This window comes from Flavobacterium sp. JP2137, assembly GCF_050562195.1.
Taxonomy (GTDB): domain Bacteria; phylum Bacteroidota; class Bacteroidia; order Flavobacteriales; family Flavobacteriaceae; genus Flavobacterium.
The window spans coordinates 3,078,702-3,105,696 of record NZ_CP191647.1 but is presented as its reverse complement, the minus strand read 5'-3'; the positions used below and the strand labels follow the sequence as shown (position 1 = coordinate 3,105,696).

The window sequence follows — 26,995 nt, the reverse complement described above, 5'->3', positions numbered from 1 at the left end:
TGTTAGGCTATTCTCTATAGATTTTGTCGTATAATTTTTGGTACATCTGTATGATGATTTTTCTTCTCAATTTGAGTGTTGGAGTCAATTGGTTGTTGTCTATAGACCACACATCGGGAGTCAACTCAAAGCGCTTGACTTGTTCCCATTTACCAAATTGAAGGTTGAATTTGTCGACTTCTTTTCCAATTCTGTCAATGACGTCGGCATTGGTACTGATTTCCTCTTGGGTTTGACCAATGTTTAATTTTTTGCGGCTGGCCCATTCTTTGATAAAATCAAAACTCGGCTGAATCAGTGCAGCAGGCATTTTTTCGCCTTCTCCAATCACCATGATTTGTTCGATAAATCGCGACTGCTTCATGATGTTTTCAATCATTTGTGGTGCCACGTATTTACCGCCCGAAGTTTTAAACATTTCTTTTTTGCGGTCGGTGATTTGGAGGAAACCGTCTTCGTCTATAATACCGATATCTCCAGTGTGGAAATAGCCGTCTTTCATCTCTTCCTGTGTTTTTTCGGGATCCTTGTAGTATCCGAGCATCACATTGGGACCCTTACAGATAATTTCGCCGTCTTCGGCGATTTTCACTTCGACATTGCTCAGCGGTTTTCCAACGGTACCGATTTTAAAGCCGCGGTTTCTCATGTCGTTTACAGCGATAACCGGTGAGGTTTCGGTTAATCCATAACCTTCCATTACGGGAATTCCTGCCGCCGTAAAGATTCTTGTTAAACGCGATTGTAGGGCGGCACTACCCGAAACCAACAATTCCAATTCTCCACCTAAGGCATCTTGCCATTTGGAGAAAATTAGCTTTTTGGCTATGCCGAGTTTAAATTCGTACCACCAACCGTTTTTCTGATAGGGTTCATAGGCAAAGCCCAAGTCCATAGCCCAGAAGAAGAGGCGCTTTTTGATGCCGGTCAACTGGCTACCCGTGGCAAAAATTTTGTCGTATACCTTTTCTAGCAAACGCGGAACCACGGTCATTACTTGTGGTTTGACCTCTTTGAGGTTTTCCGTCATCTTTTCTATAGACTCGGCGTAATAAATCGAAACGCTGTAGTATTGGTAGAGATAGATAATCATACGCTCGAATACGTGGCAGATGGGCAAAAAGCTCAACGCTCTAAAATTATCGGTATAGGTAAAGGGAACGCGTTCCGAACTTCCGATGACGTTGGCGAGTATGTTTTCGTGCGAAAGCATCACCCCTTTGGGTCTGCCCGTAGTTCCGGACGTGTATATCAAAGTGGCCAAATCGTCGGCTTGAATACTTGCCATGCGTTGTTCAACCTCTGCTTGGTTGGAGGTATCACTACCGAGCTCAAACAATTCTTTCCAGTTTTTGCAACCCGCAATCTCATCAAAGGAATAGATCTCCTTTAAAAGGGGAAGGTCGTGTTTGACCTGGATGAGCTTGTCGTATATTTCCTGATCGGATACAAAACAGTATTCCGCCTCGGAATGCGAAAGTATAAAGTGGTAGTCTTCAGGGGCAATGGTCGGGTAAATAGGGACGTTTTGAGCACCTATTTGCAACACACCGATATCCAATATACTCCAATCCGTTCGGTTGTTGGAAGAGATGACAGCGATCTTAGTATCTTTTTCTATACCTATTCGCAACAAAGCTCTAGAAATGCTATTGGCTTTGGAAATGTATTCCTCTGTTGAGGTCTTTACCCACTTGCCGTTGGTCTTGGTGACAAACGCATCCTCTAATTTGTGCTGTTTTAATTGTAAATAGGGAATATCAAAAAGTCTCGTAGGTTGTGTCATGATTTTCTAATTTTAAATGCAAAGTAGTGAAAAAAAATCAATTTATCTACTCCTTTTTTGCGTTAAAGTTTTGTGGTTTTTAGCCAGTGGATTTAAGGATAAATCACAGCTCGCTGATTCTATTTAAAGAGTGGCTTTAGGGGGGAGCTTAAGCACTAGGCTAATATAGACTAAAATTTGCTAATTGCCTAAGGGAAGCAGGGGTATTTTGCCTTATTTAGGCCTGTTGTTGGTTGTTTGCAGCCTTTTTTACTGATTTTCCGAGCTGTTTTGAAGTTTACAACGGCGATTTACTCGCGTTAATCCGTCTTGAATACCTGCTTAAAATGCGGTTTGGAAGCTCCTGATTGGGATAGACTTAAACGTTTTTTTGTGTCGATCTAAACAAGTTTTCCCTACCTTTGTATTCCTAATAAAAATAAGTGTATGAATAGCGTTAATTTTAGAATCAAGGAGTTGCTGGTTTTGGGCTACAGGGTCTTTTTGGCTTTTTTCTTCTATTTCATTGCCAGAGTCTTGTTCTTTGCCTACAATTCAGAATTGCTCAATGTCTCTTCGGTATGGGAGTTTTTTACCTTGGCATATCACGGACTTACCTTTGATCGTACAGCGATTTTTTACGTCAATGCGCTCTTTATACTGCTGTCGATTTTACCGCTGTGGATCAATGCGAGAAAAGGCTTTCAAAAAGTGTTGTTTTACATCTATTTTGTGTTTAACCTCCTTGCTTATGCCACCAATTTTATCGACTTTATCTATTATAAGTTTATCTTTTCCAGAACGACCATGGCCGTTACGGCTACCTTGGAACACGAATCCAACAAAGGGGTGTTGTTCTCCAAGTTTTTAGTGCATTACTGGCACGTGTTTGCCCTGTTTCTAATTACGGCGGCCCTATGGGTATATCTGTATAAATTGGTCAAGCTAACACCGGCTAAGGTTCCGTTTCACAAACCGACGTATTTCGGCGCTTCTGTAGTGATTTTCCTCGTGGTAGGAGTGGGGATGCTCGCCGGTATTCGAGGCGACTTGCAAAAGAGTACGCGTCCGTTAAACATGATCGACGCCAACCGCTATGTACAGAAACCCGAACATGCCGATTTGATTTTAAACACGCCTTTTTCGCTGATTCGAACTTTTGGCAAAACCAGTTTTGTCAAGGTGGATTTGCTCAGTGCGGAAGAGGTTAGCAAAAACCTCAGTGCTCAAAAACACTATACCCATAACAACCCATCCAAACCCAATGTGGTGCTGTTTATCACCGAAAGCTTTTCCAGAGAGTATATCCAATCGTTTAATGAGGATATGAACATTTCCAATTACGTGGGCTATGCACCCTTTATAGACTCCTTGGCACAACACAGTTTGTACTTTACCAATGCCTTTGCCAACGGTAGTAAATCCATACACGGTGTTTCGTCGGTAATTGCGGGTATTCCCTCCTTTAAAGACGCCTTTACCTCATCGCCTTATCCCAAGCAAAAAATAGAATCCCTAGTTTCCACTTTAAAGAGTGAGGGATACGATACTTCTTTTTTTCACGGTGCTGCCAACGGATCGATGGGATTCTTGGGGTTTGCCAATATTCTGGGCTACGATCACTATTACGGTCGTACGGAGTTTAACAACGACGACGAGTTTGATGGAGTGTGGGGAATCTGGGACGAGCCATTCTTTCAGTTTGTCAAACAAACCCTTGATCAAAAGAAACAACCGTTTTTCAGCACCATTTTTACAGTGTCTTCTCACGAGCCGTATAGTGTACCAGAGAAGTATAAAGGGAAATTCCCCAAGGGAACACAACCGATTCATCAAACCATAGGATATACCGACTATTCGTTTAAAAAATTCTTTGAAGCCGCGCGCAAGGAGCCCTGGTTTGACAATACCATTTTTATTATTACGGCCGATCACACCAATCAAATAGAATATAAAGAATACACCAAGGTCATCAATAGAAGTGCGGTACCGATATTGATTTACACTCCAGACGGGCGTTTACAAGGCAAGAGAACGGACTTGGCGCAGCAGATTGACATTTACCCGACTGTGTTGGATTTAATCGGTTACAACAAGCCTTTTAGAAGTTGGGGAAGGAGTTTGGTCGGAGACGATCAAGTGGAACCCTTTACCGTTAATTACCTCGCCAACCAATACAATTTCCAAAGGGGCAACTACATCTGTACCTTTGACGGCCATCGCGCCACCGGTTTTTACGATATAAACGACAAGGGATTGGAGCGCAATTTAATCGGGAATAAAAACGCCGAAATGGAATCTTTGGAAAAAGCGTGTAAAGCGTTTATACAAGATTATTTCGAACGGATTATCGATCGCAAATTGGACCGATAACCGCTGTGGAATATCAATAAAAAACCGCCTAAAGCCAAGAGCTCTAGGCGGTTTTTTACTAGGCGAAACCGGAAAGCGCTGAGGCTTATCAAAGGAAAAGGCACGTTAATACCCTTTGTATTATCCGCGTTGTTCGAATTTTTAAGCACAAAAAAAAGCCCCGAAGGGCTTTTGAAGTTTTAGAAATTCGGACTTAAATTGTACTTCTTATAGAAGTTGTCCAAGGCTAGGACTACCTCATCGGCATCGTCGACGATCTTGATTAAGTTGAGGTCTTCCGCGTGGATGTTGCTGTATTTTTCCAACATCACCGATTTGATCCATTCAAACAAACCGCCCCAAAATTCAGTTCCCACTAAAATAATTGGGAATTTGCCTATCTTTTTGGTTTGAATCAGCGTGATGGCTTCAAACAACTCGTCGAGTGTTCCGAATCCGCCCGGCATCACGACAAATCCTTGGGAGTATTTTACAAACATGACCTTACGCACAAAGAAATAGTCGAATTGCAGGTTTTTATCCACATCGATATACGGATTAAAATGCTGCTCAAAAGGCAATTCGATATTGAGACCTACGGAAATTCCGCCGCCCAGATGAGCACCTTTATTACCGGCTTCCATAATGCCTGGTCCACCTCCGGTTATCACACCGTAGCCCGCCTTACTTATCTTATAGGCAATCTTCTCTGCCAGTAAGTAGTATTTGTCTTCGGGCTTGGTTCGCGCCGATCCGAAAATGGATACACAAGGACCTATGCGGCCCATCTTTTCATATCCATTGACAAACTCCGACATGATTTTAAAAATCGCCCAAGAGTCGTTGCTCTTGATCTCGTTCCAGTTTTTTTGTTTTAACGTATGGGTAATCTTTTCTTCTTCGTTTTCAAATTCTACTTTCATAGTCTCTTTTTTAGGCTTAAAATTCTTTTTTTAAGAATTGAGCGGTATAGCTTTTTTTATCTTTTATCAATTCTTCCGGTGTACCTGTAGCAACAACTTTGCCACCTTTACTACCGCCTTCATAACCGATGTCTATGATGTAGTCGGAAAGCTTGATTACATCGAGGTTGTGTTCGATAATCAAAACGGTGTTGCCCTTGTCCACTAATTTGTCAATGACCTCCATCAATACTCTAATATCTTCAAAATGTAGACCTGTGGTCGGTTCATCAAGGATATAAAAGGTATTACCCGTATCTTTTTTAGACAATTCTGTGGCGAGCTTTATCCGTTGAGCTTCACCGCCCGACAGGGTAGTGCTTTGTTGGCCCAAGGTGATATAGCCCAGTCCGACATCTTGTATGGTTTTGAGCTTGCGGTGTATTTTGGGGATATTCTCAAAAAAATCCACCGCCTCATCGACCATCATGTTAAGGATGTCCGAGATGGATTTTCCCTTATAGCGCACCTCTAAGGTTTCGCGGTTAAAGCGCTTGCCCTGACAGCTTTCGCATTCTACATATACGTCGGGTAGAAAACTCATTTCTATAGTGCGCACCCCAGAACCTTCGCAGGTATCGCAGCGACCGCCTTTGACATTAAAGCTAAAACGTCCGGGTTTGTAACCGCGTATAGCCGCTTCCGGCGTTTGTGAAAACAAATTTCGAATTTCCGAAAACACTTCGGTATAGGTTGCGGGATTCGAACGCGGTGTACGTCCGATAGGACTTTGATCGATGGCGATCACCTTGTCTAAGTGCTCTAATCCCTCGATGCTTTTATACGGTTGCGGTTTTTTAACGCCATTAAAAAAATGGGCGTTTAAAATGGGGTATAGGGTTTCATTGATCAGGGTCGATTTACCCGAACCCGATACACCCGTTACGCAGGTCAACGTACCCAAGGGAATCGAAATAGAGGCGTTTTTTAAATTATTGCCCGTAGCGCCGTTTAACTTTAAGGCATGACCGTTACCCGCTCTGCGCGTTTCCGGTATGCTAATGGCCAATTTACCGTTGAGGTAGGAGGCGGTCAAGGTGTCTTCGAGCAACAGTTCTTTAGGCGTTCCCGCACTGATGATTTGTCCGCCATTCTTTCCGGCCTTAGGCCCGATATCAATCACGTAATCCGCTTTTAATATCATGTCCTTGTCGTGTTCTACCACCAAGACCGAATTGCCGATATCGCGGAGCTGCTCCAAAGAGTGAATCAATTTTTCATTGTCGCGTTGATGCAGCCCAATACTCGGCTCGTCCAGTATGTATAACACACCCACCAACTGAGATCCGATCTGCGTAGCCAAGCGAATGCGCTGTGCCTCGCCACCGGATAGGGTCTTGGAGCTGCGGTTGAGCATCAGGTAATTCAGGCCCACGTCCATTAAAAAGGACAAACGGGTGCTGATTTCCTTGATGATTTCACTTCCGATTTGCAATTGCTTCTTGCTTAAGTGCTTTTCGACTTGCCCAAACCAAGCGCTCAACTGATCGATATCCATCTGCACCAATTCTCCGATGTTTTTTTCGTCAATCTTAAAGTATAGAGCCTCCTGTTTAAGTCGCGTTCCCTCACAGCTCGGACAATTGATCTCGTCCATGTATTCCTTTGCCCAGCGCTTGATCGAAGCCGTTGGGCTTTCGTCGTGCTGGTTTTTGATGAAATTGGAGATTCCCTCAAAGTCAATTTTGTAGTTCTTGGTAATTCCCGCCGTTTTAGACAGTACCGAAAAACTCTCCTTTCCGCCGTTGAGTATCATGTCTAACGCCGCTTCCGGTATTTTAGACATCGGATCGGACAAACTGAATTCGAATTTTTGAGCAATGATTTCCAATTGCTTAAACATCCAGGTGTTTTTATAAATTCCCAACGGAGCCAAGCCGCCATTTCGAATGGACAGTTCCGGTGCTGGGATAATTTTTTTTAGGTTGATTTCGTGTATGCTCCCCAAACCATTACAAGTGGGACAAGCTCCTTTGGGGGAGTTGAACGAAAAGTTGTTGGGTTCGGGATTGGAATACGATATACCGGTTGAAGGGCACATTAAATGACGGCTAAAATAGCGAATCGCCTGGCTTTCTTGTTCCAAGATAATAATGGTGTCCTCGCCGTGATACATTGCGGTTTTCAGGCTTTCCACCAAGCGTTGTTGGTTGGCTTCGGTATTTTCAATCTGCAAGCGATCGATTACGGTTTCTATATCGTGATTCTTATAGCGATCGAGTTTCATTCCCGGTTCAATATCTTTGACCGTACCATCGACGCGAACCTTTAAAAATCCCTGTTTGGAAATCTGCTCGAACAATTCTCGGTAGTGGCCTTTTCTCGAGCGGATGATGGGCGCGAGTATCGATATTTTTTTTCCTTCAAAATCCGCGGTGATTAAATCGATGATTTGCTCGTCGGAATAACTGACCATTTTTTCTCCGGTATTATAGCTATAGGCATCTGCGGCCCGAGCGTATAAAAGGCGCAGGAAATCGTAAATCTCCGTTATGGTACCCACGGTCGAACGCGGGCTTTTATTGGTGGTTTTTTGTTCAATGGCAATAACGGGCGACAGACCGTCAATTTTATCGACGTCCGGTCGTTCTAGTCCGCCAAGAAATTGACGGGCATAGGCCGAAAAGGTTTCTATATAGCGGCGTTGTCCCTCTGCGTAAATCGTATCAAAAGCCAAGGAAGACTTACCCGAACCCGAAAGTCCCGTAATTACGACCAAACGCTCTCTAGGAATACGGACGTCTATATTTTTTAAGTTGTGCACTCGAGCTCCTAAAACTTCAATCGTGTCTTCTGTATCTAGCATATATCAATGGCAAAACACAAAGATACATTTTTATACGTTTTGCAACAATTAATTCGATGATATTGAAGCAAGTCTACGCGCTATTTTTCAAAGAGCACCATGGGATGAATGCGTACTTTTAGGCAAAAAAGTGCGTGTATCACCGCAATAAACAGCGGCTAATGGAAAAAAGAACAGTGTTGTTCCTCGGCTTTTCGTACCGCCGTGCGGCAAGAGCAGCAAACGGCACTTATTCGATGCGCATCGAACTCAAACTCGAGCGGTACACTTCGAGCAGTTCGGATTTGTTTAAATATCCGATGTATTTTTTGTCTTGCTGCACCAAAACGTTTTCGACCTTGTTGGTTTCGATGGCCTCCAAGATGATCTCCGTGGAATCGGAATACGAAACGATGACCGGAGTTTCAATCAGATCCTTTAAAGGCGTAAACTTGGTGTGAAAAGAACTGAATACCACGGGGCGCACCGAGTCGAAATTAATGATGCCCATGATGGATTCGTCGGGATTGATGATCGGAATAAAAGTCTGCTTTGTCGACGAAAATATCTCCACCACATCGGCGGTGCTGTGCTCGGGTGTCAGGGTTTGTATGTTTTTCTTGATGTATTTATGAGCTACTATAGTGCTCAGGATGTTGCGGTCTTTATCCGAGGTAAAGACCATACCGGTATCGGCGATGGATTTGATGTCCATAGAATGCTTTTCCATGTTTTTGGAAATGGCAAAACTGATGGAAGACACGATGAGTAGCGGAATCATCAATCCGTATCCTCCGGTGATCTCCGCAATGAGGAAGATGGCGGTTAATGGAGCGTGAAACAAACCGCTCAAAACACCGGCCATGCCCACAACGGTAAAATTGCTTACCGGAAGCTCCTTTAAGCCGATGAGGCCGACAAATTTAGAGATGACAAAGCCCAAATAAGAGCCTACGAATAGGGATGGTGCAAAATTACCTCCGTTACCGCCACTACCCAGGGTGAGACCCGTGGCAATTACTTTGATAAACAAGGTACAACCGACAAAAAACAACAATATCCATTGGTTCGATTTGAAATTGGCCAAGAGGGAATTGTCTAAAATCATCTGAGGATGGTCGCTGGACAGGGCTTTGATGCTCTCGTAACCCTCCCCGAACAACATCGGGAAAAAGAAGATTAACACCGCCAATAAGGAGGCGCCAATCAGGGCTTTTTTATAGACGTTGCCTTGGAATTTGGCGAAGTAATGTTCGATGCGTCTAAACATCCGCGCGTGGTAAACCGAAACCAAACCCGCGAGTATGCCCGTGAGCACATAATACGGAATATTGCTCGAATCAAAGGTCAGTTGTTGTTTAAACGACAGCAAGATATCCTCTTTGATCACCATATTGGAAACGATGGCTCCCGTAGCAGATGAAATCATGATGGGAATAAAGGCAGAAACGCTCATATCGGCCAAAATCACCTCTATGGCAAAGAGTACACCCGCTATGGGGGCATTAAAGGCGGCCGCTATACCGGCGGCTACGCCACAGGCCAAGAGCAAGGTGCGGTCTTTGTAATTGAGTTTATAGGCCTGTGCGTAATTCGAACCAAAGGCCGCTCCGGTAATGGTAATCGGTGACTCCAGTCCGGCAGAACCTCCCATACCCACGGTTAGGGAACTCGTTACTATCTGCGCGTACATTTGCTTTTTGGGCATCATGCCCGAACGCTTGGCGACGGCAATCATAATCTGAGCCGTTCCCTTTTCAATGCTGCCGTTTAGGAATTTTCGAATGACGAACACCGTCAATAAAATTCCGATGATCGGCAAGATACTATTGCTATAAGGCAGGTGAAGGATGCCGTCGATATAATTGGTAAAGCGAAAAACCGAGTGGGCAAAATACTTTAATACAATTACGGCCAAGGCAGACGATGCCCCGACTAAAACACATGAAAAATAAATAAATTGGCGCTCGGAGAGGATCGATTTTAAAAAGTAAATCGAACCTTGTAAATACCTAAAAGTTTGACTGACAGTATATTTTATTCGAGACTTGTTCGTTTTTTTCATAGATCAAAAGTACAGGGAATAATGCGGAGAAACAAAGTCTTTTTGCTATTTAAAATCCTTTGGCCGTATCGTCTCCTCGAGGATCGGCACCACCTTCTAAACTGCCGTCGGGCAAGACGAGTATGGCATCGACTTTTCCGATGATGACATTGTTTTTTTCTTCGATGATATAACCTTTCTTCTTTAAGATATCCAAGGTTTTAGGGTCGAATCCCTTGGGTTCAAAAGTCACCTGATCCGGCAGCCACTGGTGGTGGAAACGCGGTGCATTGACCGCTTCTTGCATGCCCATATTGTAGTCGCTCACATTGATGATGGTTTGCAAGACGGCCGTGATGATAGTCGAGCCTCCAGGAGTGCCTAATACCATGTGTAAGCGCTGATTTTTTTCGACTATGGTTGGCGACATCGAACTGAGCATGCGCTTGTTGGGCCCCACGCTATTCGCCTTGTTGCCCACCAAACCATAGCTGTTGGGAACACCGGGCTTGATGCTGAAATCGTCCATTTCGTTGTTTAGAAAAATTCCGAGTTCGTCTACATAGAGTTTGGACCCGAAATTATCGTTTAAGGTAGTCGTTACCGACACGGCATTGCCCAGGGGATCTACTATAGAGTAATGCGTGGTTTCGGTGCTTTCGGTATAGGGAATATCTCCCTGTCGAATCGCGGAGGACGGCGTGGCTTGGTGCCAGGAAAAAGAATTCATACGACCGTATAAATAGGTATCCTCTAAAAGCGCTTCAATGGGATTGTCGACAAAGTCGGGATCACCTAAGAAATAATTTCTATCGGCATAGGCACGACGGGCCGCTTCGGTGATGACTTGAATGCTTTCCGGGCTGTGATAACCCAGTTTAGACAGTCCATAAGGTGCGATCATCTTAAATATTTGTCCCATGGTGACCCCGCCACTGCTGGGTGGTGCCATCGAAGTGATCTCTAAATCGCCATAGGTAAAGGTGATGGGCGTTCTCCAAACGGCTTGGTAGTTTTTTAAATCGTCCATAGAAAGTATTCCTCCTTTTGACTCGATATAGGTCGTTAAAATTTGAGCGGTTTCCCCTTCGTAAAACTCCGATTGCCCATTTTGGGAAATGCGCGCCAGGGTTTTGGCAAATGCGGGATTTTTGATGGTATCGTTGACTTTGTACACTTTGGAATACAGGGAGTTTGCCCCGTTTACCTGGCGTAAAACCTCGCGGTAACGGTCGAGTTTATCGGCTTCTTTTTTTGTAAGCACAAATCCCTTTTCCGCCAATTTAATAACGGGTGCTACGATTTGCGAAAGGGGGAGTTTTCCGTGTTTTTGGTGTACTTCAAACAAACCGGCTATGGTACCGGGTACACCTACGGCAAAGGGACTTTGGGTACTCTTTTTATCGATAACCTCCATTTTTTCATCTAAAAAGAGATTGGCTGTAGCTCGGGAAGGCGCTTTTTCGCGGTAGTCCAAAGATCCTTTTTTTCCATCAGCTGTTCGATACACCATAAATCCCCCGCCTCCTATATTTCCTGCACTGGGGTAACATACCGCCAAGGCCAATTCTGTTGCAACCATAGCGTCAAAAGCGTTTCCGCCCTGTTCTAAGATTTGCAACCCGATTGCCGAGGCTTCTGATTTGGCTGAAACCACCATGGCAGACTTGGCAATAACACCTATTGCGGGTTTGGCTTTTTGTGCATAACCAACATAGGTGGTTAACAAGAGCACTAAGAGAACTTTTTTCATAAGTTAATCGCTTTTTCTTTGATGTAAATTTTGATTTCTTCGAAGAAAAGGGTGAATTCTTCTTCGTAATCGATATAAGCCTCGGTCAAATCTGCCACGGCATACTGCATTTTGGACTGATAGTCGGTTCGACGATCCATCTGGGTCAATATTTGTTGGATACCTTCGGTAGTGCGGTATTTTACCAACCAGTTTTCCGCCATCATAATCGGTATCATGTTTTGAATGCGCAAGGGCAGCAGCTCGAAATGTTGTTCGAGCAATTTATAAAAGGACTGCGCATACACTTCCAAGGGAATATCGGAATACAGCGACCAGTTTTTTGCTAAAAAATGATCGTAGAAGATATCGACAATCACACCGGAATAATGGTTGTAATTAGGCACAAGTCGGTGTTTGCTCTTGCGGAAAATCGGATGAAAATCGGTATACGAGTCAATGGCTCTGTGTAAGAGGATGCCTTCTTGAATTCCCAAAGGGAAATCCAAGTACTGTTTACCGCGAATACTGTCGGCAATAAAATTGCCGATTTTCAGGAAATCCGAATCTCCAGACAAGTAAATATGGGCTAAAAAATTCATAGTACAAAATAAGTAATTATAAGTTAGTAAATTTTATTTTTTTAAAAAAATTAAAACTTTTCAATTGACTATATTTGTTGTAATTAAATGAAAAACTTAAAAATATATGACGCTTATTAAATCTATTTCCGGAATCAGGGGAACTATAGGAGGAAAGGTCGGAGACAACCTTACTCCATTAGATGCCGTAAAGTATGCTTCTGCCTACGGAACTTTTTTAAAACAAAACAGCACCAAAGATAAATTAAAAGTGGTGGTGGGGCGCGATGCGCGTATTTCGGGACCCATGATTCACAATTTGGTCACCAATACCTTGATCGGTTTGGGTATTGATGTGATTGATTTGGGACTTTCAACCACTCCTACCGTTGAAATAGCCGTTCCTTTAGAGCAGGCCGATGGCGGTATTATCTTAACGGCTTCACACAATCCAAAACAGTGGAATGCCTTAAAGTTGTTAAACGACAAAGGGGAGTTCCTCAGTGGAGCAGATGGGGCTGAAATTTTAAATATAGCCGAAGCTGCCGCTTTTTTGTTTTCCGAAGTAGATGATTTGGGTCAGTTAACCTATAGAGACGACTATATGGATTTGCATATAGAAGAAGTCTTAAAATTAAAACTCGTCGATGCCGAGGCGGTTAAAAAAGCCGGTTTTAAAGTGGTGGTAGACGGTGTAAACTCGTCTGGCGGTATAGTAATTCCCAATTTACTGCGTCGTATGGGGGTGGAAGTCATCGAGTTGTACTGCGATCCCACGGGGCATTTTCCCCACAATCCAGAACCGCTCAAGGAACACCTTACCGATATCTCTCGATTGGTAGTTCAAGAAAAAGCGGATTTGGGTATCGTTGTCGATCCCGATGTCGACCGCTTGGCGTTTATATCCGAAGATGGCGAAATGTTTGGCGAAGAATATACCTTGGTCGCTTGTGCCGATTATGTGTTGAGTCAGACTCCCGGCAATACCGTGTCGAACTTATCTTCGTCCCGAGCGCTTAAAGACATCACCAACAAATACCACGGAGGCTATCAGGCCGCGGCGGTTGGAGAGGTAAATGTGGTGGAATTGATGAAGGAAAACAATGCGGTAATCGGCGGAGAGGGCAATGGGGGTATCATTTACCCCGAACTGCATTACGGTCGCGATTCCCTAGTAGGCGTAGCGCTGTTTATGACGTATTTGTCCAAACAAAAAATGTCGGTTTCCCAATTGCGCGCGTCTTACCCGCAATATTATATGAGTAAGAATAAAATTGAGCTTACACCGACGCTCGATGTAGACCAAATCTTGATAGCGATGGCCGATTTGCATCAGCAGGAAGAAATCACCACTATTGATGGGGTAAAGATTGATTTTGAAACCGAATGGGTTCACCTGAGAAAATCCAATACGGAGCCCATTATCCGAATTTATACAGAAGCACCGACTCAAGAAGAGGCCGATGCCTTGGCGGAAAAGACCATAGCACAGATTAAAAAACTGGCTAATATCTAACAAAAATGGAGCTTCGGCTCCATTTTTTATTCCCGTACTCTCACGGCTTGTAAAGGTTTGGGTAACGGTTTATTTCTTGGGATTTTTACCGCGGTGTTTCCATCGCTTATGCGTCCAAAAGTAATATTCTGGAGCCTGGTAGATTTGCTTTTCCACCTCGCGAATAAAACGGGCTGTAATCTCGTAATTGGGTACCTGCTTGGTCTCTTCGGCCAAGGACACAAAAGTCGATTGGTAATAACCGCGCCCGACACGCTCTACCTTGAGGTATACCGCGTGCATGTCCAGTTTTTTAGCCAAGGCCTCACCACCGGTATGTACGGGTACTTCCATATTCATAAAATTCATCCAAAAATTGGCATCCTCTACCATAGGCGACTGGTCGCTGACAAAGACATATACTCCTTTAATACCCTTGGATTCGTTGCCCAGTACTGCTTTAATCGTATGACTGGTATCGATTAATTCCGCATTAAATCGAGAGCGAATTTGGTGGATGAGCTTGTCAAAATAAGGGTTTTGTATTTTCTTATAAATGCCAAAGCCCTTGTAATTGATGTATTTACCCAAGATGATGATCCATTCCCAACTGGCGTAATGCGCACAGAATAATATAATGCTCTTATTGGTTTTTTCCAACTCTTGCAGCATTTCAATATTGGTAAACACATAGCGCTTACTCATCTCCTCTTTAGAAATCGTAAGGGTTTTGACCATTTCCAAAAACATATCGCACATATAGTGGTAAAACCGCCTTTCGATGGTTTGCCGTTCTGCATCGGATAAATGGGGCAGCGTCATGCGCAAATTTTCTTGAACGGTTTTACGCCTGTAGCGAATGACGTGAAAAACCAATACAAATAAGCAGTCCGACACCAAGTAAAAAACGGGAAAAGGAAGCTTGGAAAGTAACCACAGCAGCGGATAGGCCACTATATAAATTATAAAATTCATAGATACTGATTTTTTTAAGTCTTCGAGTTCGTTGCATCTTGAATGGTACTAAGTTCCGGTCAAAATGAGAGCCCCATTGCGATTATATCGCTTTATAATTTTTACAAAGATACTTTATTAAACGTTTTTGCGCACAATTTATTCCTTTCTAAAAAACTATCCTTATTTTTACTCACTAAATTCATGATATGACTCCCATTTTAATCGTAGTAATTGCCGTGACCGCATTGGTCAGTTTTAAAGGCTTTAACGACCCCAGTTTCTTTTCTAAATACGAGTTCCATATCGGACGCATTCAAAGCGGCGAAAAATACAGAATGATCAGTTCGGCTTTTCTTCATGCCGATATCGGTCATTTGTTTTTTAATATGTTTACCCTGTATATGTTTGCGCCCATAGTTGTCGCGTATTATTCCAGTTTTTACTTTATGGTCATCTATGTCGGCAGCTTAATCGTCGGGAACGTATTGACTTTGTCCTTCTATAAAAACAATCCGCATTACAGGGCTATTGGAGCCTCTGGTGCGGTAATGGGGGTACTGTATTCCTCCATATTGCTCAATCCCGGTATGAACCTGTATATGTTCTTTATCCCGATTCCCATTCCGGCCTACGTTTTTGGTATCGGGTATTTGCTTTATTCGATTTACGGCATGAAAAAGAATAGCGACAACATTGGTCACGCCGCCCATTTTGGCGGGGCGATAGGCGGCTTTGTATTGACCTTGACCAAATCTCCAGAAATTGTTATGACCCAGCCGGTACTTGTGGGACTGTTACTTATACCCATAGTAGCACTTTTTGTATTGATCAAAACCAATAAGCTCTAATTTGTGGCATCGTTTTTGAAAATACTAATTAAAACAATCAAACTTTATGAAAAAATTATCCGCATTATTCGCAACCTTTTTATTCGCTTTAACTATGAATGCTCAAAATCCAACAGCTATGCAAACACCTCAAATCAGCGTGAGCGGTGTGGGAAAAGTTTCTATTAAACCCGACCAGGCTACGATTACTATTGGAACAGAAAATCGCGGTAGTGAAGCGGTAGCTGTAAAAAAAGAAAACGATGTGGCGATTGCCAATATCATCAAGTATCTTAAAAAGATGAAAATCGCAGAAAAGGACTATCAAACACAACGTGTAAATCTGTATAAAAATAGAGATTACGAAACCAAACAAGATTATTTTCAAGCGAACCAAACCATCACGATTCAGTTGAAAGATTTGGCTAATTATGAAGAGTTGATGTTGGGATTGATTCAGGCTGGAGCCAACCAAATTCAAGGCGTAGAGTTTAAATCGTCTAAGGAAGCGGATTACCAAACCGAAGCGCGAACTAAGGCCGTGGCTAACGCTAAGAAAAAAGCGACAGACTATGCAAATGCTTTGGGGCAAAAAGTGGGTAAAGCAATCTTTGTGAGTGACGAATCCGTTTCGTATTCGCCGCGTCCTGTGATGTATGCTGCTAAAGCGGGTATGTCTGCAGATATGGAGAGTTTAGATCAAACCTTAGCCATAGGTGAGATTGAAGTAAGTGCCAACGTATCGATCAATTTCAATTTGGAATAAGTATATAATCCCTTGTAAAACGGGCTTTCTCACGAGTTGGGAAAGCCCGTTTTTTTATATAGTGTATAGAGCCCGGTTTCGCTGAAACGGCAGCGCGGAGCCCGGCAATCCCGGGACGAAGGGCTCAATGACCTGAAGATCGACGATACAACCGCGGGTGGTATGCATAAAAAAAGCCTTGAAATCATCAAGGCTTTTGGCTTTTAAAGAAAGAATTCTTTAAAGTTATTTTTTGTAAACGCTTTCTTTTTTGAAGTGAACGGTCAATAAGTAATACACAACAGCTCTGTATTTATTTCTGTTGGAGTCGCCGTATTGATGCATAACCTTAGTGAGGGCTTCATCTAATTTTGGGGAATCTTCTAGTCCTAATTTCTTAATCAAAAAATTTTGTCTTACCGTCAATAGTTCTTCTTTCGAAGTACCGGCAACCGTTGAGGAATCCTTGTTGTAAATGGAAGGACCACATCCGATGGTCACTTTTTCCAATAGCTCCATATTCGGAGTAACGCCGCATTTGTCTTTTAAATCTGCCGCGTATTTTTCAATTAATTCAGCTCTTTTACTCATTTTATTTTTTTATTGGTTATATCCAAATATAATAAATTTTTAGAAGTTTACGTCCGATTATAGATTATTATTTAACTAAGTTGTTGAAATAATCCTTTAAAACTTGGTTGTTGATTTGGGTGGGTGTTTTGATCTCGAGCAGGGCAGGTTGGTTGTCTATAGCCCAAAAGTCGGTTAAGACCTCGGTCAATTGCAATGAATCTGTCGCTTGAAAGTAGGCAAACTGATGCATTTTTGCCAAGTGCGAGATATCGTAATCATGAGTGGTTTCAAAAAAGGTGTTGAAAATATCGTTTTCGCGATGTCCGGGGAGTATGCGAAAAATACCGCCACCGCGATTGTTGATCAGGATGATTTTATAGTTTTTGGGAATATAGGCGTTCCACAGGGCATTGCTGTCGTAGAGGAAGCCGATGTCGCCGGTGATAAAAACAGTGGGTACAGCGCTGCCTACAGCTGCTCCGATGGACGTAGAAGTGCTGCCGTCTATACCGCTGGTACCGCGGTTGCAGTACACCGCTATGCTCTCGTGTATGGGGAACAATTGCGCATACCTTATGGCAGCGCTGTTGCTGATTTGTAGTTGCGAATGCTGGGGCAATTGCGGAAAGATCAGCTCAAAGGCCTTCATATCGGAAAAGGGAATGCCCTTTAAAAAATCGATATGGTGCTGCTGCCGGTCTTGCTGTAGGTCGTTGACCCACGATTGATACGCGCTGGCTGGGCGGTAATCGCTGAGCTGTTGTTGCAGTAGTGAAAAGAAGTGCTCCGGATCGGCCTTGATGCGCTCGCTCAAACAATCGAAGGTGTCGTAAAAACGCCATAAGTCGATATGCCAGTGTGCCTTAGGACGGTAATTGCGCAAAAAGGATTTGATCCTCTTGGAAATGACCATACCGCCTAGGGTAACGAGTAAATCGGGTTGTAAGTTCCTAAAGTCTTCGTCGGTAAAGGGGGTGATCAGGGTGTCGATATTGTGTACAAAACGGCGGTGATGCACGTTGGAGGTCGTTTCTGTAAGCACCACCACACTCGGGTCGTCGGCAAAGAAATCCAAGGTGTGTTTTGACAGGGCCTCTGGCGCATTAACACCGATTAAAATCAGTTTTTTGGAGGCTTTTTTCCATTTCTCAGCATAGTAATCGACGTCTACCGCGGCGACTGCTTCGGCTTGGTATTCGATGAACTGCGGTTGTACGCTAAGGCGCTCTACGGTGTTGTAAAGCGGTTCTTCAAATGGGGCATTGAGGTGTATAGGTCCTTTTTGAGCGATGGCGGTATGGATTGCCTCTTGAATTTGCGCATCGTTTTCCGGCGAAGCGGCTTCCGATAGGTTGGCGCTGTACAGTATGTGATTGGCAAATACGTTTTGTTGGCGAATGGTTTGTCCGTCCCCGATATCAATTTTGTCTGTAGGACGATCGGCAGAAATGACCACCAGGGGAATTTGACTGTAAAAAGCCTCTGCGATGGCGGGATAATAGTTGAGTAGGGCAGAACCCGAAGTGCATACCACAGCCGTGGGATAATGAATTTGCTGTGCAATACCCAAAGCAAAGAAAGCCGCACAACGCTCGTCGGCTATGCTGTAGCACACAAAAAAAGGATCACTAGCAAACCCTATGGTTAAGGGGGCATTGCGCGATCCTGGTGAGATGATAATATGCTGAATGTTTTTAGATTTACAGATTTCGATAATGCTTTGCGCAAGTTCTATTTCGGGGTATATCATAGCTGAAAGTAAAACTCAAAGATACAAACAAAGCAGTAGAAATCTATAAATCCAAAGAGATATTATGGCTTAGCCCTTGATCCAGTTTTTTACATCGGGATCATTTGGCAAGATGCGCGGTCCTACTACGCGAACCAGTTTTCCACTGCGGTCGATCAAGTATTTTTGGAAATTCCATTCTACCTGACTGTCTTGAAGGCCATTGAGCTCTTTCTTGGTCAAGAATTGATAAATAGGCGCCATATCATCGCCCTTTACCGATATCTTTTCCATCATCGGAAAGGTCACGCCGTAGTTCTTGGTGCAGAAAGCAGAAATCTCTTTGTTGGATCCCGGTTCTTGAGCGCCAAAGTTATTGGCGGGAAAACCGATAATGATGAAATCCTTGTCTTTAAACTCCTGATAAATGCTCTGCAATTGTTCGTATTGCGGGGTAAGGCCACATTCGGATGCGGTATTGACAATCATGATTTTCTTTCCTTTTAACGAGGCAAAATCAAAGTCTTTACCTTCAATGTCTTTTACTTTAAAATCGTATATCGTTTGTATGTTATCTTTTGCTGTCATAATGGTGTTATTGGCTGTTGTTTTTGTTTGCGCTGTGTTATTACAGCTAACAAGAAATAATAATCCGCAGGCTAAGGCTAATTTTTTCATTTCGAATTTTTTATAAAGTTACTTAAAATATAGCGTATCCCATTTTGGCTAACGTTAATTATGTTTTAAATAACGCTTTTGCAACTGAAACGGCGGCTGCACTAAATAATCGGTATCCTTTTTAACAAATTTGCTTCGCGTTGCCGGGAAAAGTTGCTATTTCACGAAGATTAAGCGGTGTTTTTCTTTCGATATTTTGTGTACCCCAGTTTTTTAAAGTGGCCTATCGGCTGATTTTCAGCACAAAATAGCGCTGCGCCAAATCCGACAGACGCTTTAACCCCTTTTAGGCGGAACCCATGCTGTTGCTTCTAGGTGCAGGGGATGTAGACATTTGAGGTTTAATCGATAAAGCGTGTAAGGTCTGTATAAAAAGATTGAAGAAAATGTTGTAAATTACGTACTATTAAGTTGCTGAAAATGGAAAGGAATAGAGTGTTTTTTGAAGGATTATACGGAAACGACCGCATTGAATTTGCGAAAGGCCTCATTTATGTATATCCCTTTGGCATTATCGGCAAGGAACACAACAACAGTGTACGGCCACATGCACATAACAATCAGTTTCAAATTTTTGCCGTGATAGCCGGTGAAACCAATTTGATTTACGATCAAAAAAAAATATTAATTAAAGGACCTTCCTTTATTACCATACCCAAAAATACCGACCACGGTTTTGAACACCTCAGCGAGCTTAAGGGCTGGATTATCAGTTTGTCAGACAACGTCCTTGAACACATGATCAAACGCGAAGCAGAAGTGATTGAAGCGATAGAAATGTTTCAAGTGACCAAGGTGGTACAAGGAGATTATTCCGAAACCATTTTTAAGACGATGTTGGAATGTATCGAAGAATACCAGGCGCAGCATACGGGTCGTTTGTTGATGTTGGAGTATCTCGTCGGTCAATTAATCGTTCAGTTGCGGAGATTGCCGCAGTCGCTACAACACGCCATACCCATGGCAAACAATTCGGCGATTATCTATTACCGGCGGTTTAAACAACTGATAAGAGAAAGCAGTTCCTATAAGAAGACAATCGAAGAATACGCGGCGGATATAAAAATAGCCAGCGGTCATTTAAGTCGCGTGTGCAGCTCGGTGGCCTTTAAATCGCCCAAGGAAATCATCATGGATTACTATTTAACACAGGCACAGTTATTCCTTGCCGATGGGGAGAAATCCATATCTGAAGTGTCTTATACGCTGGGTTTTGACGATCCGAGTTATTTCTCTAGGGTGTTTAAAAGAAAATTGGGATTGACTCCTAATGAGTTTAGAAAAAAAATTGGAACGACCCTCTAAGGGGTCGGTCTTTTTCCCAAACCATCAGATTTGTCTTAGTAATAAAAGATTTGTCCTAGTATCCATATCGGTATTAAAGTAAGTTTGTAAGGTGATAAGCAATTACTTACACAACTAACCAGCACTTATTTTAATTTTTATGGCTCCAATTGCGATAACAAATATTGAAACCGTCCTCATTGATCTACCGACTATAAGACCACACCACCTGTCTATGGCGGTGATGCGAAAACAGTCGATGGTCGTCATTCGCATATTTTGTTCTGATGGCATTGAAGGCATTGGAGAGTCGACCACTATTGGAGGTATTTCGTATGCCTCTGAATTTCCCGAAGGGATTAAACTGGCGATAGATACCTACTTCAAGCCCTTACTCCTCGGACAAAATCCAGTTTATATCCAGGCCATTATGAATCGGTTGGAGCAGCATATTTCGGGAAATAATTTTGCGAAATCCGGTATAGAAACCGCGCTTTTAGACGCACAAGGCAAGCGATTAAACGTTCCTGTATCGGCTTTATTTGGCGGTGCTATAACGAGCAGTTTACCGGTATTGTGGACTTTAGCTAGTGGCGATACCCAAAGGGATATCGATGAAGCGCTACAGCTCATATCAGAAAACAGACACCAGACATTCAAATTAAAAATAGGAGGAAGGAATCCCGAGGCAGACGTGGCGCACGTGGCGGCCATAAAAGCAGCGGTTGGCTCGGAGGTTAAAATTACCGTCGATGTCAACCAATCTTGGTCGGAATCAGTAGCCAAACGCGCGATACAAAAAATGCAAGATGCGGGTGTCGATTTGATTGAACAACCTTTGGCAAAATCTAATTTCGAAGGGATGGCTCGATTGACAGCCTATTTTGAAGTACCCATAATGGCCGATGAGGCTGTAGCAACTGTTCAGGATGCTTTTCAATTGGCGAAGATTCATGCCGTGAGTGTTTTTGCTTTAAAAATCGCAAAATCAGGGGGACTGACCAATATGCAAAAACAGGCAGCGGTGGCGCAAGGAGCCGGTATAGCACTGTATGGAGGTACGATGTTGGAAGGTACTATCGGCACTTTGGCGACCGCACATCTATGCGCTACCCTTCCCAATTTAGAGTGGGGAACAGAGCTTTTCGGTCCGTTGCTACTGACCGATGACATTGTTAAAAAACCGATTGTATACCGAAATAACTCGTTGGAAATACCCGAAGGACCGGGTTTGGGAATTGAATTGGACATGGATAAAATAGAAAAATATAAAAGAAAATAGACATGCTATACGTAGTAGAAATGGATGTAAAAATCCCAGAGAGTTGGACTGCCGAAAAAATTGCAGATTATATGACACGGGAGAAAGCCTGTTCGCAAGAACATCAAAAATCCGGAAAATGGGTTTATTTATGGCGAGTAGCGGGTAAGTATTCGAACATCAGTGTGCTCGATGTGGAGGGACCCGATGAGCTGCATCAAATCATCAGATCCTTGCCGTTGTTTCCGTACATGAATATCAAAGTAACCAGTCTTTGTAAGCATCCAAATGCTCTGCGAGATAAAATGATTTAAAACAAAATGATTAACAACTAAAAACCTAGAAATTATGAAGAGAATTGACCAGAAACGCATTGATCAAACACTGGAATTGATCAAGTCTCAAGAAAGAGAAGATGATGGAAATCCACGCGTTAAAACGATAGTGAATCGCCTGTTAAAAGAGCTGTTCAACGTTATGGCAGATTTGGATATCACTTCGGAAGAAATGTGGAAAGCCTGTGATTGGTTAACGCAAACAGGTAAAAACAATGAATTTGGATTGGTCTTCGCAGGAACGGGTATTGAAAAATTCATCGATGTGATGATGGATTGGGAAGATGAACAAGCCGGTATTGAAAACCGAACGCCGCGTACCATTGAAGGACCATTATACGTTGCGGGTGCCCCGGTATCGACATCCTATGCAGAATTGGAAACGGAAGTGGAACCCCATGCGGAGCGCTTGTTTATGAGTGGCGTCGTTTGCGATGAAAATAAAAAACCCATACCCGATGCTCTGGTAGAAGTATGGCATTGCAATTTAAACGGACTGTACTCTCATTTTGATTCCTCGCAACCGGAGTTTAATTTGCGTCGTGCCATCCGCGTTGGCGAAGATGGAAAATACGAATTCAAATCCTTTATTCCCGTGGGTTATGCTTGTCCGCCAAATGGATCAACGGATACCCTGATGCAATTGCTCGGGCGTCATGGATCTCGACCGGCACACATACATTTTTTTATTAGCGCACCGGGTTATAGAAAGTTGACGACTCAAATAAACATTGAAAACGATCCATTGATCAATGAGGACTTTGCCTTTGCTACACGTCCAGAATTAGTACCTCCCATCGAAAGGATTTCCGCTCAAGAAGCTGCGAAATACGGTAAGCAAGAAGCTTTTGCCAAAATTGAATTCAACTTCAATATGGTTAAAGAAACTCCCAAAGCGGCACCGGGTGAAAACCACAGAGTTAGAGCGGCCATAGAAGCATAGCCCTAATAATGATTTCCATAACACGGCTCCGGCGTTTATAGAAATCAACCAACCCCATTTAAACGAAATAACCCAAAATTTGAATAATCACATTCGAAGAGGGCGAGTATATGCTTGATTTTCCTAAAGTATCGGTATCCAATACGAAGTAAATCGGCTTGTATTCGTCCTTTTTCCAATAGGATATTGCACCGTATAATACCGTAAACACGACCTTTAAAGTAAAAAACATGCAGAAAATAGAATTGACTCACTTTATATGCCACTATAAGTACCAAGATTTTGGAAAGCCCAAAACCTTGGTACTCTCTAATTCTTTAGGTAGCAATCTCGCGATGTGGGACGCCAACATCGCGGTGTGGCGTACCCATTTCAATATATTGAGATACGACAGCCGCGGTCATGGCGAAAGCAGCATTGCTCAGGATCGACTTACCATAGCCGACTTGGGAGGGGATGTGATTGAACTTTTAAACGCCTTGAAGTTGGATCGCGTTTACTTCTGCGGACTCTCCATCGGAGGTTTAGTGGGACAGTGGTTGGGCATTCATCATCCCAGTCGGTTCGAGAAGATAATCCTCAGCAATACCGCAGCCAAAATTGGAACGGCAGAAGGGTGGAACAACCGAATTGAGCAAGTGAGTCAAGACGGTTTAGCGAGCATTTTGACAGCCACGTCTGAACGTTGGTTTAGTGCGGATTACCGCGCGAAACACCACCAGGAGGTAGCGGTAGTCTTAGAGGCCTTTGCCGCGACTTCACTAAGGGGCTATATCGCCTGTTGCCACGCCTTAGCGGCAGCGGATTTTAGCGCGCAACTGCAGGCGATATCCGTAGCAGTTTTAGTAATAGTGGGATTACAAGATGAAGTAACCACGGTAGCGGATGGAGAACGGATACGACAAGGTGTTCCACTTGCGAAACTCGCTACCCTGGATGCAGCGCATCTATCAAATATAGAACACCCAGAGGCCTTTGCCAATCACCTGTTATATTTTGCACAACATTAAAATTTAATTTATGAAAAAGGTACCACAGCTTACTCTTCAGGAAGCCGTTAATTTAGTGAAAGACGGCGATGTCTTGTTACAAGGAGGTTTCGGGATGACCGGTAATCCCGTTCACCTGATGCACGCTTTGGCGGAAACCCCAACCAAAAATCTTACATTCATTGGAAATAATGTGGGCGAAGCCGGTTTAGGAGGAGGGCGCTTATTGCGCAATGGACAATTAAAAAAGATGATCGGTTCTTTTTTTACTTCGAATCCCGAGGCGGTTAAGGCTGCTCAAGACGGTCTGGTAGCGTATGAATTATTGCCGCAAGGAACTTTGGCAGAAGCCATACGGGCAGGAGGTGCAGGTATAGGCGGTTTTTACACCCCAACATCAGCTGGAACAGCGCTGGCCGTGGGTCGTGAAACCAAGGTTATCCATGGTGTGGAACAAGTGTTTATCCTCGGAATACGGGGAAATGTAGCATTTATTCGCGCTTGGAGAGCGGATACAGCGGGCAATTTGCAATATAGAATGACCGAACAAAATTTTAATCGAGCCATGGCTACAGCGGCAGACTTGGTAATTGTAGAAGTAGAAGAAATAGTAGCGGTGGGCGAGCTAGCACCCGAAGATATCCACACCCCGGGATCTTATGTGGATTATCTGGTTCAAGCGCGTTTGACAGTCGAAGATTTGGGGAGTTCTGCCTCGGTTTCTTCGAGTAAAAAAGTTTCGGAAAATCGAATGAATATGGCAAAAAGAGCTTTGCGGGAATTGAAAAAAGGGGATGTGGTCAATTTGGGAATCGGTATCCCTACTTTAGTGGCGGATCTGATTACGGGTGAAGACGGAATCATTCTGCATACCGAAAACGGCATGTTAGGGGTGGGACCCGCGCCGGTTGATGGTGGAGGAGCGATGGATTATCCCGTTAACGCCGGTAAAACTCCGGTAACCGCTTTGGCGGGTGCTTCCTATTTTGACTCTGCGGATTCGTTTGCGATGATACGAGGCAAACACGTGGATGTAGCCATAATGGGTGGGCTGCAAGTAGATGAAGCGGCGAATTTAGCCAACTGGGCCGTGCCCGGACAGCCACTCTTGGGGGTTGGTGGTGCCATGGATTTGGCTTCGGGAGCCAAGAGATTGATTATTACGATGATGCACAACGAGAGAAATGGCGAGGCAAAAATCCTCCCAATTTGCGATTTACCCTTAACCGCATTGAAAGCAGTAGATATGATTATCACGGATAAAGCGGTCTTTCGATTTATCGATGCAAAGCTCACCTTAATCGAGCTGATGCCGGGGGTTTCATTAGAAGAGGTGCGCGCGTCGACTGCCGCGCGATTCGACGAAAAAATAACGCCCTAATAAACGGAATCGGCGATTTTTTGTAGGATAAACAAGGCGTTTTTTGCATATTTATTTAAAAATTAATTAAACAACCCATATAATGAATAAAGAAGCTTATATAATTGACGGAATCCGCACGGCTGTTGGCAATTTCGGAGGTGCGCTTTCCGCTATACGTGCCGATGATTTGGCAGCCTTACCGATCGCGGAATTGATCAAGAGAAATCCCAGTATTCCCTTAAGTGAAATCGATGATGTCATATTGGGTTGTCACAACCAGGCCGGTGAAGACAACAGAAACGTTGCGCGTATGGCCGGTTTACTAGCCGGTCTACCCGATAGTGTTCCGGGAGAAACGGTCAATCGATTGTGTTCCTCAGGCATGTCGGCAATTGCACATGCCGCCCGTGCGATTAAGGCTGGAGATGGCGATATTTTTATCGCCGGTGGGGTGGAACACATGACCCGAGGACCTTTGGTGGTTTCTAAGCCGTCGAAAGCCTTTGGCGTGGATGCCAAAATGGAAGACTCCTCTTTTGGATGGCGGTTTGTCAATCCTAAAATGACCGCGATGAACCATACAGATGCCATGGGGATTACGGCCGAAAATTTAGTAGCGATGTACGCGATATCGCGAGCCGATCAAGATAAGTTTGCCTTGGCCTCTCAAACAAAAGCAGCTATAGCGGCCGCCAATGGTCGTTTGGACGAAGAGATCATGACCGTGCGTATTCCGCAGCGCAAAGGCGAGCCGATTGTTTTTTCTCAAGACGAATTTATACGTTCCAATTCTACCTTAGAAGGCTTGTCCAAATTGAGACCCGCATTTAAAGAAGGGGGAACGGTAACCGCGGGAAATGCCTCGGGTTTAAATGATGGCGCTGCCGCGGTTTTTGTAGCATCTGCCGCCGCGATCGCCACCTATAAGCTAAAACCAATAGCGCGAATTGTCGCAACGGCAGTGGTAGGAGTGGCCCCTAGAATTATGGGAATTGGCCCGGTAGAAGCCACTCACAAAGCGCTAAAAAAGGCCGGCTTAACCTTAGATCAAATAGATATCATGGAGTTTAATGAGGCCTTTGCAGCACAAGCCCTGGCTTGCATACGCGCGCTGGGATTAAAGGACGATGATCCTAGAATTAATGTCAACGGAGGAGCCATAGCCATCGGTCATCCACTGGGTATGTCGGGCACGCGAATTACGTATACCGCCGCTTTAGAACTTCAAAAAACGGGCAAGCGGTATGCATTGGCTACGATGTGCGTTGGCGTAGGACAAGGTTATGCCATTGTTTTAGAACGGGCATAGAATGAATGTTTTATTCGCTGATTTGCTGATTCGTTGATTTGCTGATTCCTAAGTCTGCGTAAAGTATGTAGATTTTCGATTAAAAAGCAGGTGTTTTGATTATGCAGCCACTACGCTGAGGTCGTTCCAAAATAGCATTTGGCCGGCCTCTTTTCATTTTTATTAAAAACATCATTTAGATGTTTTTAAATTTCCATTAAAATCTCAGCAGCCCAAAATGGGCTAAAACGCAAAAAAAAGCAGCTATTAGGCTGCCTTTTTTCTTATATTTTGTGCTATTGCTAAT

At 43.6% G+C, this 26,995-nt stretch carries 22 protein-coding genes; 11 read left to right on the top strand and 11 right to left on the bottom strand.

The genetic code is table 11. The annotated features are described in order from the left end of the window. Window positions 1–7: 7 nt before the first annotated feature. Window positions 8–1,786 (bottom strand): AMP-dependent synthetase/ligase, encoded by a 1,779-nt coding sequence (locus ACQZ43_RS13765; protein ID WP_430613262.1) that lies wholly within the window; start codon window positions 1,784–1,786, stop codon window positions 8–10. Window positions 1,787–2,212: 426 nt separating this feature from the next. Between ACQZ43_RS13765 and ACQZ43_RS13760 the strand changes: the two genes are divergently transcribed. Beyond that, the gene (locus ACQZ43_RS13760) at window positions 2,213–4,138 is read left to right on the top strand and encodes an LTA synthase family protein (protein WP_430613261.1); all 1,926 of its coding nucleotides are present in this window, start codon (window positions 2,213–2,215) and stop codon (window positions 4,136–4,138) included. A 179-nt stretch (window positions 4,139–4,317) separates the two neighbouring features. Here the strand turns inward: ACQZ43_RS13760 and ACQZ43_RS13755 are convergent, their stop codons facing one another. The 5 genes from ACQZ43_RS13755 to ACQZ43_RS13735 form a co-directional block, all read right to left on the bottom strand. Further along, entirely contained in the window at window positions 4,318–5,040 is a 723-nt protein-coding gene (locus ACQZ43_RS13755; protein WP_430613260.1) for a TIGR00730 family Rossman fold protein, read from the bottom strand. Between the two features lie 16 nt (window positions 5,041–5,056). After that, on the bottom strand, window positions 5,057–7,885 hold the full coding sequence (uvrA, locus tag ACQZ43_RS13750) for an excinuclease ABC subunit UvrA (protein WP_430613259.1): 2,829 nt from the start codon (window positions 7,883–7,885) through the stop codon (window positions 5,057–5,059). 229 nt (window positions 7,886–8,114) lie between these two features. Next, the gene (locus tag ACQZ43_RS13745) at window positions 8,115–9,929 is read right to left on the bottom strand and encodes a chloride channel protein (RefSeq protein WP_430613258.1); all 1,815 of its coding nucleotides are present in this window, start codon (window positions 9,927–9,929) and stop codon (window positions 8,115–8,117) included. Between the two features lie 49 nt (window positions 9,930–9,978). After that, window positions 9,979–11,661: a gamma-glutamyltransferase gene (ggt, locus tag ACQZ43_RS13740; RefSeq protein ID WP_430613257.1), complete on the bottom strand. Its 1,683-nt coding sequence runs from the start codon at window positions 11,659–11,661 to the stop codon at window positions 9,979–9,981. Further along, on the bottom strand, window positions 11,658–12,242 hold the full coding sequence (locus ACQZ43_RS13735) for an ACP phosphodiesterase (protein WP_430613256.1): 585 nt from the start codon (window positions 12,240–12,242) through the stop codon (window positions 11,658–11,660). Before ACQZ43_RS13735 ends, ggt begins: the two co-directional genes overlap by 4 nt. Before the next feature lie 106 nt (window positions 12,243–12,348). Between ACQZ43_RS13735 and glmM the strand changes: the two genes are divergently transcribed. After that, window positions 12,349–13,737: a phosphoglucosamine mutase gene (gene glmM / locus ACQZ43_RS13730; RefSeq protein WP_430613255.1), complete on the top strand. Its 1,389-nt coding sequence runs from the start codon at window positions 12,349–12,351 to the stop codon at window positions 13,735–13,737. Window positions 13,738–13,806: 69 nt separating this feature from the next. Here glmM and ACQZ43_RS13725 read toward each other — a convergent pair whose 3' ends face one another. Then, entirely contained in the window at window positions 13,807–14,691 is an 885-nt protein-coding gene (locus ACQZ43_RS13725) for a lysophospholipid acyltransferase family protein (RefSeq protein WP_430613254.1), read from the bottom strand. A 188-nt stretch (window positions 14,692–14,879) separates the two neighbouring features. On the opposite strand from ACQZ43_RS13725, the gene ACQZ43_RS13720 reads away from it, so the two are divergent. Both ACQZ43_RS13720 and ACQZ43_RS13715 read left to right on the top strand, forming a co-directional pair. Continuing rightward, a complete protein-coding gene (locus ACQZ43_RS13720; RefSeq protein WP_430613253.1) occupies window positions 14,880–15,521 on the top strand; it encodes a rhomboid family intramembrane serine protease in 642 nt (213 codons plus the stop codon). Between the two features lie 46 nt (window positions 15,522–15,567). Beyond that, window positions 15,568–16,266: an SIMPL domain-containing protein gene (locus tag ACQZ43_RS13715; RefSeq protein ID WP_430613252.1), complete on the top strand. Its 699-nt coding sequence runs from the start codon at window positions 15,568–15,570 to the stop codon at window positions 16,264–16,266. Between the two features lie 225 nt (window positions 16,267–16,491). Here ACQZ43_RS13715 and ACQZ43_RS13710 read toward each other — a convergent pair whose 3' ends face one another. The 3 genes from ACQZ43_RS13710 to ACQZ43_RS13700 all read right to left on the bottom strand — a co-directional run bounded on the left by ACQZ43_RS13710 (window position 16,492) and on the right by ACQZ43_RS13700 (window position 19,225). Further along, window positions 16,492–16,836, bottom strand: a complete 345-nt coding sequence (locus ACQZ43_RS13710) for a DUF2853 family protein (protein WP_430613251.1) — start codon at window positions 16,834–16,836, stop codon at window positions 16,492–16,494. A 67-nt stretch (window positions 16,837–16,903) separates the two neighbouring features. Beyond that, complete coding sequence (gene menD, locus ACQZ43_RS13705) at window positions 16,904–18,568, bottom strand: 2-succinyl-5-enolpyruvyl-6-hydroxy-3-cyclohexene-1-carboxylic-acid synthase (RefSeq protein ID WP_430613250.1); 1,665 nt, start codon at window positions 18,566–18,568, stop codon at window positions 16,904–16,906. A 69-nt stretch (window positions 18,569–18,637) separates the two neighbouring features. After that, window positions 18,638–19,225 carry a glutathione peroxidase gene (locus tag ACQZ43_RS13700; RefSeq protein WP_430613249.1) on the bottom strand — a complete coding sequence of 196 codons (588 nt, stop codon included), beginning with the start codon at window positions 19,223–19,225 and terminating at the stop codon, window positions 18,638–18,640. Between the two features lie 420 nt (window positions 19,226–19,645). Here ACQZ43_RS13700 and ACQZ43_RS13695 point away from each other — a divergent pair, with 420 nt between their 5' ends. From ACQZ43_RS13695 to ACQZ43_RS13680, 4 genes are all read left to right on the top strand, one after another. Next, complete coding sequence (locus tag ACQZ43_RS13695; protein WP_430613248.1) at window positions 19,646–20,530, top strand: AraC family transcriptional regulator; 885 nt, start codon at window positions 19,646–19,648, stop codon at window positions 20,528–20,530. A 139-nt stretch (window positions 20,531–20,669) separates the two neighbouring features. Continuing rightward, window positions 20,670–21,791 (top strand): muconate/chloromuconate family cycloisomerase, encoded by a 1,122-nt coding sequence (locus tag ACQZ43_RS13690; RefSeq protein ID WP_430613247.1) that lies wholly within the window; start codon window positions 20,670–20,672, stop codon window positions 21,789–21,791. A 2-nt stretch (window positions 21,792–21,793) separates the two neighbouring features. Further along, window positions 21,794–22,084, top strand: coding sequence for a muconolactone Delta-isomerase (catC, locus tag ACQZ43_RS13685; RefSeq protein WP_430613246.1), 291 nt, complete (start codon window positions 21,794–21,796; stop codon window positions 22,082–22,084). 34 nt (window positions 22,085–22,118) lie between these two features. Beyond that, the gene (locus ACQZ43_RS13680) at window positions 22,119–23,048 is read left to right on the top strand and encodes a dioxygenase (RefSeq protein WP_430613245.1); all 930 of its coding nucleotides are present in this window, start codon (window positions 22,119–22,121) and stop codon (window positions 23,046–23,048) included. Between the two features lie 58 nt (window positions 23,049–23,106). Here ACQZ43_RS13680 and ACQZ43_RS13675 read toward each other — a convergent pair whose 3' ends face one another. Then, window positions 23,107–23,280 carry a hypothetical protein gene (locus ACQZ43_RS13675; protein ID WP_430613244.1) on the bottom strand — a complete coding sequence of 58 codons (174 nt, stop codon included), beginning with the start codon at window positions 23,278–23,280 and terminating at the stop codon, window positions 23,107–23,109. Between ACQZ43_RS13675 and pcaD the strand changes: the two genes are divergently transcribed. The 3 genes from pcaD to pcaF all read left to right on the top strand — a co-directional run bounded on the left by pcaD (window position 23,279) and on the right by pcaF (window position 26,709). Continuing rightward, window positions 23,279–24,058, top strand: a complete 780-nt coding sequence (gene pcaD / locus ACQZ43_RS13670; protein WP_430613243.1) for a 3-oxoadipate enol-lactonase — start codon at window positions 23,279–23,281, stop codon at window positions 24,056–24,058. The two genes, ACQZ43_RS13675 and pcaD, sit on opposite strands and share 2 nt — an antisense overlap. 10 nt (window positions 24,059–24,068) lie before the next feature. After that, a complete protein-coding gene (locus tag ACQZ43_RS13665; RefSeq protein ID WP_430613242.1) occupies window positions 24,069–25,418 on the top strand; it encodes a 3-oxoacid CoA-transferase in 1,350 nt (449 codons plus the stop codon). A gap of 82 nt (window positions 25,419–25,500) precedes the next feature. Further along, window positions 25,501–26,709, top strand: a complete 1,209-nt coding sequence (pcaF, locus tag ACQZ43_RS13660) for a 3-oxoadipyl-CoA thiolase (protein WP_430613241.1) — start codon at window positions 25,501–25,503, stop codon at window positions 26,707–26,709. The last annotated feature ends 286 nt before the right edge of the window (window positions 26,710–26,995 follow it).